Raw genomic sequence first — 9,943 nt, forward strand, 5'->3', positions numbered from 1 at the left:
ACTGCCCCGGCCCGCCAGCCCCGACGGACCAGCCTCACCGAACCCCGCCAGCACACCCGTCCCCGACATGTAACTACCGGACACAACCGGCCCCGGCACCACCGCCGCCGAACCCCCAGCCGCCACACCGCCCCCACCACCACGGACATACCGACTCCGCCCAGGCCACCACACCGGCGGATCATCCTTCACCTCCTTCGCAGCCGAAGCCGTAACCGTCTTCGGCAAACGCTTGATCCGCCACTTACCCGCATCGACGTCCTCCACCTCGACACCACGCGCCACCAGAAATTCACGAAAACCAGACTTGTTCTTCTTTCGGCCAGTTTGTCGCATCAGATGGTTCACAACTTCCCCGAGATTTTCCCCCCACACTTTCAGACTTCCTGCACTCGACCTGGAAGGGAACATTTCATCATGCGTCGAAAGAAAAGCACTAAAAGCCGCAATATATTTGCGGTCATTCAATTCTGCGGCGGCTTCAAGTCGCCAAATGCGGTCATGGCCGTCAGTGGATTCAGGTGCACTCAAACGCCAATAATGACTCTCCAAGAGAGACCGCAATGGGCTGCTCAGGAGACCTCCGCCACCCCTGAGACGTGATACAAATGCGCCGATCTCGACCTCTCTGGTTCTCCCGTCGCGCGGGTCGTACAGAGCAAAAGTATCTATCACTCTCGGTATGCTATTTTCGTTGCCGTGTCGCTGGAACCAGAGAGAGTAAGCGACGTACAGGTCAGCCTCGGCGCGAGCAAGTCCTTGCCCGGCGACGGCTTCGAAAGCCGCAGCAGTCGCTGGTATCTCATCCTGCGTTGACCTGTAGCGACCCGACAACTGGAAGGGTGCAGCCGCATCTGCTGTGAGGTACCGTGACCGACCCGGCCACCATTCCGGGGGAGGCAGTGTCACCGGATTGGCTACTTCCGAAGGGACAGTGACCGGCCAGCGACTGACTCTCCACTTGTCACCGGCGAGTTGCTGCACGACAGCGCCCCGGCTCACCAAGAACTCCTGAAGTTCGGGAGCCTGCCTCACCCGGCCAGCAGGTATCGAGAGGTTTCCGACCAGCGCATGGAGATCTTCTCCCCATACCAGGACACGCACACGCCTGCCTGTCGTAGGGAATTTACCCCCGTTGGCTTCGGTGAATGCCTGGAGAGCCGCCAGCTGTTTACGGTCATTCCACTCGGCGTCGCTCTCGAGAGTCCACCCCTGGCTGCCATCCTCCAGTTTTTTCTCGCTGAGCTGCCAGTGATTCGCGAGGAAGAGATCCTTCAGGCGAACACTCAGAGCCCGCCCGGGCTTGCGGAGCGCTTTAACGAAACCACCTATAGTTACGGATTCTCGCTTTCTGTCGTCCGCATCGTAGACCGGAAACTTCTCAATTACGCCCGGGATGTTGTTTTCGTTGCCGGGCTGTTGAAACCACCTGGTGAAAGCGTCGAAGAATTGCTCTTCTGTGAAACCGGTGTTGGCGACGCCGCCGGCCATGGCGAGGCTTGGGGGGTTGGTGGGGTTGAGGAAGTGGGGGGTGATGCGGAGTGCCTGTTGGTGCAGAGGGTCCTTGCGCCAGACAGTGGTGCGCAGCTGTTTCCAGTAGGTGGTAACGAGGACGGGGTCGGGGAGCTGGTCGGTGGGGGGCCGGGTGTCGGGGGTGCCGGCGGGGGTGGTGAGCTCGTGGATGTGGCGGCGGACGGAGGTGCGCAGTTCGTGAAGCAGGCCGGGTTCGAGGGCGGGGGCCGGTTCGTGCTGGGTGTCGGGCCGGGCTTCGTGGGCGGTGTGGGCGAGGAGGGTGGTGGTCTCCTCGTTCAGGAGGCGGATCTCCTCGTGGGTGGCCGGGGCGTCCAGGGGGCGTGCGCCGCCTCCGCCGGTGCTGTGGGACAGGGTCTTCTCGACGATGGTGCGAAGGTGTTCGGCGCGCCGGCTGCGGAGGGTGTCGAGGTCCTGGGGACCGAGGAGCGTGGGCATCGGCCGCCGGGCACGGTAGGTGCGGTAGGCGTGTGCGACGAGGGAGGGCGGCAGGTCGTGCAGCCCGTAGTCCTCGATCACCGCCCTGATCTCCCCGGCCGTCACCCCGGCGTACGCGCCGTCGGCTCCCGCCGGCACCGCCACCGCCGACGACGGGGACACCGGGGCCCGAGGAGCGTCCAGGAACGCCTGCATGCCCGCCCGTTCAGTCACCTCCCCGACCGCCTGCCCGGCGGTCCGCCCGGCGGTCTGCGCGGCGGTCTGCCCGGCGGTCTGCGCGGCGGTCTGCGCGGTGGTCTGTGCGGCCGCGGACAGACCCGCGGACTCACTGCGGCCGCCGGCTCCGCCCAGGGCATCCAGCTCCCGCCCGTAAGCAGTCCGCAGCGCCTCCCGAACCCGCTCGACGGCCGCCTCGACCTCACCCTCGGCCCACCCGGCAACCGCCCCGTGCTCCGTGAGATCCCCCTCAACCGGGAAACAGATCTCCCTCATACCGCGACCACCGACCACACCCACACCACTCCCCTACCTACTACCAGACTGAACAGACACGACTCCAAAACAGACAACGCAGCCGGCCCATCCCGAAGTTCACCCCCCCCATGACGCACACATGATGAACGTGCTCAGTTCGTGAAGTGCTGGGGATCGCCGCTGGATACTCCGCTGATTGATCGGGACCGGCTCACCAACCCGCCCCCACAGGTGGATTCAACCGGTCGTCGCAACACCTTGATCGTGGAGGTGTTGGATGGGACGACCGAGGAAGTCGATGCCGCAGGCTCCGACGGGGGCGCGACGGCAGTGGGCAGCGGACCGGGCGATGCGTGCGCCGATGCGCTCGCCCAGCCGTCCGGAGCCGTCGCGCGCTGTGCAGCGTGAGTTCTGGCGCCTGATCGCGTCCGGGGTCACCACTGTGCAGGCGGCCGAGGGGGTCGGCGTGTCGGCACCGGTCGGGATCCGGTGGTTCCGTCACGCTGGCGGAATGCCGCCGATCAGCCTGGACGAGCCCACCGGCCGCTACCCGTCGTTCACCGAGCGCGAGGAGATCGCGCTGCTGCGCGCCCAGGAACTCGGCGTGCGCAAGATCGCCCGCCGGACCGGCCGCGACGCGGGCACGATCTCACGCGAGCTGTGCCGCAACGCGGCGACCCGCGGCGGCAAACCGGTCTATCGGGCTCTGATCGCGCCGTGGAGAGCACAGCAGGCCGCGAAGCGCTCGAAGACTGCAGAACTCGCAGGCAACGACGAGTTGCGTGCATACGTGCAGGAACGGCTCGCCATGTCCGTCGTCCCGACGGCACGATCGTCGCCGGGCCCAGGACGCCCGCGTGGAAGGACCTGAACAAGCCGCACGGCAGGACAGAAGGCGGGCGACGGCATGGAGCCCGGAGCAGAACTCACACCGGCTGCGTGTCGACTTCCCCGATGATGAGTCCATGCGCATCAGTCACGAAGCGATTCCTTAGTAGGACTCCGTTAGGTCTTTCTGCCGGGCCTGTTCAGGAGCAGGGTGGGTGTGTGGACGCACATGAAGTGAACCGGGTCCGGGCGAAGTTGGCGTTATTCATGGCTGACGTGTTCGCCTCGGTGCCGCGGAAGGACCAGCGAGCCAAGGGTGACTGTTACCTGCGGGGACTGATGCTGGACGGTCGCCGCAAGTCGATCCAGGCGATGGCCTCGCGGCTGCCGGACGGCAATGAACAGAACCTGCAGCAGTTCGTGAACCAGTCCACCTGGGATCCGGTGCCGGTGCAGCGGCGGATCTGCGAGCGGATGCTGTCGCTCATCACCCCGACGGCCTGGGTGATCGACGACGTGTCCGTGCCCAAGGACGGCCGGATGTCGGCCGGGGTGGCCCCGCAGTACTGCGGGGCCTTGGGCAAGAGGGCAAACTGCCAGGTCGCGGTCAGCGTCCACGCCGCGACTGATACCGCGTCCTGCCCGCTGCAATGGCGGCTGTTCCTGCCCAGGGAGTGGGCGTCGGACACGGTTCGCCGGGGCCTCGCCCGCATCCCGGCGGACGTCACGCACCGCGAGAAGTGGCGCCTTGCCCTGGACATGCTCGACACGCTCGCAGGCTGGGGCATGAGGCCGCCGGTCGTGGTGGCCGACGCGGCCTACGGCACCAACGCTCACCTGCGGGCCGCACTGTCCGACCGTCAACTCGCCTACGTCTTGGCTGTCCGGGCGGATGTGACAGCCCACCCCTTCGACGTCCGGCCCGTGGCCCCGGACCGCAACCGGCCGATCGGCTGCTGGCCTCAGCCTCGCTACCGCCAAGCCGCACCCTCAGTGGCTGCCCTGGCCACCGGCCTCGGGCAAGAGGCATTCACGCCCCTGACCTGGCGAAATGGCTCGCGGGGGGAGTTACGCTCCCGCTTCGCCGCCATACGCGTCCGCCCCGCGGGCAAGGCCGTCGAACGGCCGATCCGGGCCGCCGCCTCAGCCGGGCAGGGCTGGTGGGACGGCATCCTGCCCGACTGCTGGCTGCTGGCCGAATGGCCCGCCGGCGCCGAGGCGCCGACCGACTACTGGCTGTCCAACCTGCCGGCCGACACCCCGATCGCCGACCTGGTCCGTCTGGCCAAGGTCCGCTGGCGCATCGAGCACGACTACCGCGAGCTCAAGCACGGCCTGGGCCTGGACCACTTCGAGGGGCGTTCCTGGCCGGGCTGGCACCACCACGTCACCCTCGTGACCGCCGCCCACGCCTTCCTCACCGAACAGCGCCTGGCCCCAAAAGTGCCCGGACCGGTCTCAGTCTCTACCAGGTCCTCGACACCCTCCAGAACGTCCTGAGGTGCTGGACCGGCGTCTGCGCAACCTGCCATCAACCCCTGCCCAGCGGGTCACGCTCAAGGCCAAGATCGGGACAGACCTAACGGAGTCCAATTAGGAGCTGTTCATCGAGGGCCCGTGGCGCGCTCAAGCGGGAGCTGGTCACGTGTCCGCGTACCGGCCGGGCGCTGCGGACTCCCCGTGCACGGTCACACGACAAGCCGCAGGGGTAAGTCACCGCGGACGTCGTTCTCAGTGAACGCCCCGCCGAAGCCGGGAACCGCGCGGTCCCCGGACGCTGGGAAGGCGATCTGATCATCGGGACGGGCCGATTCGCGATCGGCACGCTCGTCGAGCGCAGCAGCCGCCCCACGCTCCTGGTGCACCTGCCCCGGCTCGAGGGCTAGGGCGAGATCCCGCCGGTGAAGAACGGCACCTCGCTCGGTGGCTACGACGCGATCGCGATGAACGCGGCGCTCACGACGTCGATGACGAAGCTGCCCGAGCAGCTACGCAAGAGCCTCACCTGGGACCGAGGGAAGGAACTCTCCGGCCATGCCCAGTTCGCTCTCGGCACCGGGACGAAGGTGTTCTTCGCCGATCCGTGCTCACCCTGGCAACGACCGACGGACGAGAACACGAACGGACTGCTGCGTCAGTACTTCCCGAAAGGCACCGGTCTCTCCCGTTGGTCGTCCACGGACCTCGAAGCCGTCGCCATGGCGATCAACAACCGGCCCCGCACGATACTGGGCTGGCGGACACCGGCCGAAGTCTTCGAAGAAAAGCTACGCCCGCTGCGACAGTCCGGTGTTGCAACGACAGATTGAACTCGCCCAGTACACAAGCGGGGCCTTGGCCGCAGCCCGCAGGTCAGCAGGCAGAGCATCAGCGCGGTCGGGCCCAGCGCGGACAACGCACTCGCCGAATCCTTCAACGCGCCCTTGAAGCGCGAGACCCTGCAGGGACGAAAGAGCTGGCCAGGCGAGCGCGAGGCCCGACTCGACGCGTTCGGACAGCTCCACCCCACAACACCCGGCGCCGACACTGCCGCTTCGGACAACGATCGCCCATCGCCTTCGAGAACACCTTCCACCTCCCACCAACTACGCTCACACCAGCCGCATGACCCGTGTCCGGAATTCGGGGCCAAGGCCCGTCTCGTCCGGATCGGTTGGGGCTGGGCATTTTGGCCCGGTCGTGCCCGCCTGAGCTGGTGGACCGTGTGGTCAGTGGGGCTGGTCGCCTGGAGAAGCGTCAGCGTCTGCTGTCCGCCCGGTTCACCGTGTACTTCGTGTTGGCGACGTGCCTGTTCCCGCACTCTCCCTCAGGCCGACTACCTGGAGGTCCTGCGCTTGGTGAAAGCCGGCGATCGGGAACTGCGTCCCTGGACCGGGGTGAACAAGTCCTCACTGGCCAGGGTCCGGCAACACCTGGAAGCGTTCGGCGGCCCGGCGCAGGGGCCTGTCGTCCTCGACCACGCAGCGGGCCAGGCCGGGGGTCACACCTCGCTCGTTTCTGCCAGTTTCGCGCGGAGATAGGAAGAGTACGCCTTCGTCTTCGCCTCCGCGTACGCGCCGCTTCCGATGGCCGGACTGGAGCTGACTTCCAACAGATACCACTCGCGTGTCTGCCGATGCTGAACCAGATTGACACCTGCTACCTCGTAGCCCATGACCCTGGCCGCCTCTCTCACCACGCCGAGCACCTCGGCATCGAAGGTGTCCGCATCGAACAGGGTGGCGTGGCCACCCTGTTCCGTGTTGGTCAGGTGTGAACCGTTCGTGCTGCAACGGTGCATGACGATCGGAACTCCGTCACCCAGCACCAGGGCGCGGAACGTGCCATTGTTCGGTATGAACTCCTGAGCGAGGAAGGCTACTTTCGCGAAGGCCGGATCGTCGACGTACCGCATGAAGTCGATCTCGGTCTCGATCAGAAAGTTCAGCCGTCCGCCGCTGGCGTTGATCGCCTTGAGGACGAAGGGAAGCCCCAGTTGTCCGGCAAGTTCCCCGAACGACCTGTCCAGCAGTTTCCGAGACAGATAGACCGTTGCCGGTACCGGGAGTTCCTTAAGTGCCAGCAGCAGGAGCTGGTACAGCTTGGTCGGTGCGCTGATTCCCGCCGCGTTCACCGGCGGTCGCTTCCGATGCTCCAGGTAGGCGGATACGGCACTCAGCAGGGTGGCCGTGGGGCGGGGGTAGGCGGCGACCTGGAGCAGTCCGAAGTCCGCAAGGTCCCTGCCGCTGACAGCCTCACAGACCCGGACCTGTCCGGTGCGTACGGAGAACGTCAGGTCTTCCACGCCGCAGAAGTGCACCTTGTTCCCGCCCAGGCCGGCGTCGAGGGTGTGGCTTCGCTGGAACACCTCACCGTTGACGATGAGCAAGTCGCCCGCCGGGGAGCGGACTGTGGCGGCCGTGGACAGCCCTACTCACCGCCCTTCTGCACGAATTGCCTGACAAACTCCTCCGGCTGTTCGATCTCGTTGAGGAGATCGTCGATGTCGTCGAGGACCGCGTCGGCATCAGCTCCGACTTCCGAACCGGATCCGTCCGTCGCGGAGCCGGACTCCTCCTGTTCCTGTTCCGACTGGTCATGGCGGTGGGGTTGACGCTCGTCCTTGCGCTGCACGACTCATGCCTCCCAGTTCGAACGCGGAATCTTTCGTGGCGGTCGCCACGGGCTCCTCCCCTGTAACGGCTCGGCACACGTGCCGGGTTCACTTTCGTGGCGATGGGTTGGGCGGGCCAGCGGCTCCGGCCCGTCGAGGGTGCCGTGTCCGCGTCCACGAACCGACGACCCGGTGCATCGGCCGAGGGCGTCCGTGAGGCAACTGCTGCTCTGTTCCGACTCGGTGACCCGACGCTTGCGGCCCTGCCCGCCCGGGTCCGCCGGCCCATTCGGGCCCGAGCGGTTGAAGCGGTGCAGCCGGCGACGGACCGTCTTGGATCTGCACAGAAGCCCGTCCGCGATGCCGGCATTCGCCGACCGCGTTAGCTCGGCTCACCCGTGAGCGGATGGTCAGGCGGACCGTGTGGTGGTTGTTGGTGCGCCAGATCGCCGTGGTCGGGGCAAGGAGTCGTTGCGGGACGCGGACATGGGCGGTACGGACGACGGAGCCGACACCGCCGGACAGGTTTCCGAGGTCGAGGACCTCACTCGGCACCACGTCGACGCCATGGCGGTTTCCGCCCAGGCCCCCGACGCCCTGTGCACCGCGTTGAAGACGGCGCTCGGCCAAGATGTCAAGGTCGTCACCTTCGACTCCGACACCCGGCCCGAGTGCCGCGACGCCTTCGTCTCCCCGGCGAGCGCCGAGGACCTCGCCGTGAAGCAGCTCGAACTGCTCGGTGAACAGATCGGCTTCAAGGGGCAGATCGCCATCCTGTCCGCGGCGAAGACGGCGTCGAACCAGAACACCTGGATCGACTGCATGAAGGACGAGCTGGAGGACCCGCGGTACAACGACATGACGCTCGTCGAGATCGCCTACGGCGACGACGACGCGGACAAGTCCTACGACGAGACGCGCGGCCTGCTCGAAAGTCACCCCGAGCTGAAGGGCATCATCTCCCCCACCACCAACGGCATCAAGGCGGCGGCCGACTTCCTGTCCACCTCCTCGTACAAGGGCGCGGTGAAACTGACCGGCCTCGGCGCCCCCAACGACATGCGCCCGTACGTCAAGGACGGCACGGTCGACCCTTCGTGCTCTGGGACCCGGCCCAGCTGGGCGAACTGGCCGCCCGCGCGGCGGTCGCGCTCGCCTCGGGCCAGATCACCGGCCGGGAAGGACAGATATTCCTGGCCGGCGACATGGGCTGGTTCGCGCTGGGCAAGGACGGGGTCATCACCCTCGGTGACCCGACGGTGTTCGACGCGAAGAACATCGACGACTACGACTTCTGACTTCATCCGGGCGCTGGTGTGCACCGTCGCCGCCCGGCCCCGGCTCGGGCAGCGGGTGGCGGAGTACCTGTCCACCGCGCGGGCCGAGCTGGAGTTCGCCGGTTTCACGACGGAGGACGACTACCAGTCGTACGTGGACGCCTATTCCCTGCCGGCGTTCATGCTGGTCGCCGAGTTGCTGGGGCCGGACGGCGACGACGAGGGCCGCTACCTGGCGGCGTGCCGGACGTTCATCGACCGCAGCCAGCGGCTCGACTTCGTCAACGACCTCGCCGAGGACCTGCGGGAGGGACGCCTGGGCATCCCGGCGAGCACGCTGGAGAAGTTCTCGGTGACGACGGCCGACCTGGCGGCGGGGCGTTCTTCGGCCGGCCTGCGCGCGTTGCTGGACGATCAGCTCGGACTGGCCCGTGCCGCGCTCCTGGAAAGCCGGCGACTGACGGAGCTGGTCCCAGCCGGCGGCTGGTGCGCGCCCTGATCGGGATCGAGCTGCTCACGGCGGACGCGGCGCGCAACCGCGGGCCGGCGCTGCTGCGCGGGTCGGCCGGTCCGTCAAAGGCGGCGGCAGTACGTGTCCTGATGCGGGCGTCGCTGAGCGGCGGCGAGTGAGATGACCGCCGCCGGGTCGAGCGCCGGTGCGCGGTCGCCTTCTCGATCGCCCGGGAGGCGGCCCTGCCCTCGTTCACGAAGATCTCGGCAATGGTGGAGTCCTGTTCGGCGACGATGTCCTCGTCGGTGTCCGGTACCCGGCCCGAGCCGCTCGGCGAGCAGCACGCCGGCGGTCGACTTGCCGACCCTCATCAGGCCGACCAGGACGAGCAGCGGCCGGCTCGTCGGATGGCCGACGCGTCAAGGCAAGAGGTGACGTTGCGACGCGAGGGGACCAAGCACTGCCCCGATGAGTTCAAGGCGGACGCAGGCGCGTTGTACTCATTCGAGGCCGGGAGCGACGGTCAAGTCGGTCGCCGGTGATTCCGCAGTCCGAGCCGTCGACGGGCTCCCGGGGGACCTCATTCTCTTGGCCCCTCAAGATCCAAGTCTCTCCGATGTCCAGAATCTAGGGGCAAGGACCATAGGAGGGACACGGTGAACTCGTTGGTGTGCTGATCACGTTGCAAATAGAGGGTTCGTTTCTACTCGAGTCTCGTGGTCTTTGGAGTTGGTATGGGCGGGTATCGGGTCGGGGATTCTGGTATGAGGGAGTTCTGTTTTCCGGTCGAGGGTGACCTCACGGAGTACGGGATGGCCGCGGGGTGGTCCGAGGATGCTGTGCGGTCGGCTG

6 protein-coding genes and 5 pseudogenes are annotated in these 9,943 nt (G+C 66.9%); 7 read left to right on the top strand and 4 right to left on the bottom strand.

Annotated features, from left to right (window positions below; all coding sequences use genetic code 11):
* The coding region (locus ABZT06_RS49705) for a hypothetical protein (RefSeq protein WP_355756357.1) at positions 1 to 2,460 on the bottom strand (2,460 nt) is incomplete at its 3' end.
* A 493-nt stretch (positions 2,461 to 2,953) separates the two neighbouring features.
* Between ABZT06_RS49705 and ABZT06_RS49710 the strand changes: the two are divergent.
* The 4 genes and pseudogenes from ABZT06_RS49710 to ABZT06_RS49725 all read left to right on the top strand — a co-directional run.
* A pseudogene (locus ABZT06_RS49710) lies at positions 2,954 to 3,431 on the top strand (helix-turn-helix domain-containing protein); the annotation flags it as partial.
* 58 nt (positions 3,432 to 3,489) lie between these two features.
* Positions 3,490 to 4,770, top strand: a complete 1,281-nt coding sequence (locus ABZT06_RS49715) for an IS701 family transposase (RefSeq protein WP_355756359.1) — start codon at positions 3,490 to 3,492, stop codon at positions 4,768 to 4,770.
* Positions 4,771 to 4,870: 100 nt separating this feature from the next.
* Positions 4,871 to 5,579: pseudogene (locus ABZT06_RS49720) on the top strand (IS30 family transposase); the annotation flags it as partial.
* Positions 5,580 to 5,630: 51 nt separating this feature from the next.
* A pseudogene (locus ABZT06_RS49725) lies at positions 5,631 to 5,878 on the top strand (IS3 family transposase); the annotation flags it as partial.
* 372 nt (positions 5,879 to 6,250) lie between these two features.
* Here ABZT06_RS49725 and ABZT06_RS49730 read toward each other — a convergent pair.
* A complete protein-coding gene (locus ABZT06_RS49730; protein ID WP_355756361.1) occupies positions 6,251 to 7,138 on the bottom strand; it encodes a hypothetical protein in 888 nt (295 codons plus the stop codon).
* A gap of 41 nt (positions 7,139 to 7,179) precedes the next feature.
* The gene (locus tag ABZT06_RS49735) at positions 7,180 to 7,383 is read right to left on the bottom strand and encodes a ubiquitin-like protein Pup (RefSeq protein WP_355756363.1); all 204 of its coding nucleotides are present in this window, start codon (positions 7,381 to 7,383) and stop codon (positions 7,180 to 7,182) included.
* Between the two features lie 490 nt (positions 7,384 to 7,873).
* Between ABZT06_RS49735 and rhaS the strand changes: the two are divergent.
* The 3 genes and pseudogenes from rhaS to ABZT06_RS49750 all read left to right on the top strand — a co-directional run.
* Positions 7,874 to 8,661 (top strand): annotated as a pseudogene (gene rhaS, locus ABZT06_RS49740) (rhamnose ABC transporter substrate-binding protein); the annotation flags it as partial.
* Positions 8,662 to 8,716: 55 nt separating this feature from the next.
* The gene (locus tag ABZT06_RS49745) at positions 8,717 to 9,139 is read left to right on the top strand and encodes a squalene/phytoene synthase family protein (protein ID WP_355756367.1); all 423 of its coding nucleotides are present in this window, start codon (positions 8,717 to 8,719) and stop codon (positions 9,137 to 9,139) included.
* A complete protein-coding gene (locus tag ABZT06_RS49750) occupies positions 9,127 to 9,270 on the top strand; it encodes a hypothetical protein (RefSeq protein WP_355756365.1) in 144 nt (47 codons plus the stop codon). Before ABZT06_RS49745 ends, ABZT06_RS49750 begins: the two co-directional genes overlap by 13 nt.
* A gap of 38 nt (positions 9,271 to 9,308) precedes the next feature.
* Here the strand turns inward: ABZT06_RS49750 and ABZT06_RS49755 are convergent.
* Positions 9,309 to 9,462, bottom strand: a pseudogene (locus tag ABZT06_RS49755) (shikimate kinase); the annotation flags it as partial.
* Positions 9,463 to 9,943 lie beyond the last annotated feature (481 nt).

Source organism: Streptomyces sp. NPDC005483 (assembly GCF_040606035.1).
In the GTDB taxonomy this organism is placed as follows: domain Bacteria; phylum Actinomycetota; class Actinomycetes; order Streptomycetales; family Streptomycetaceae; genus Streptomyces.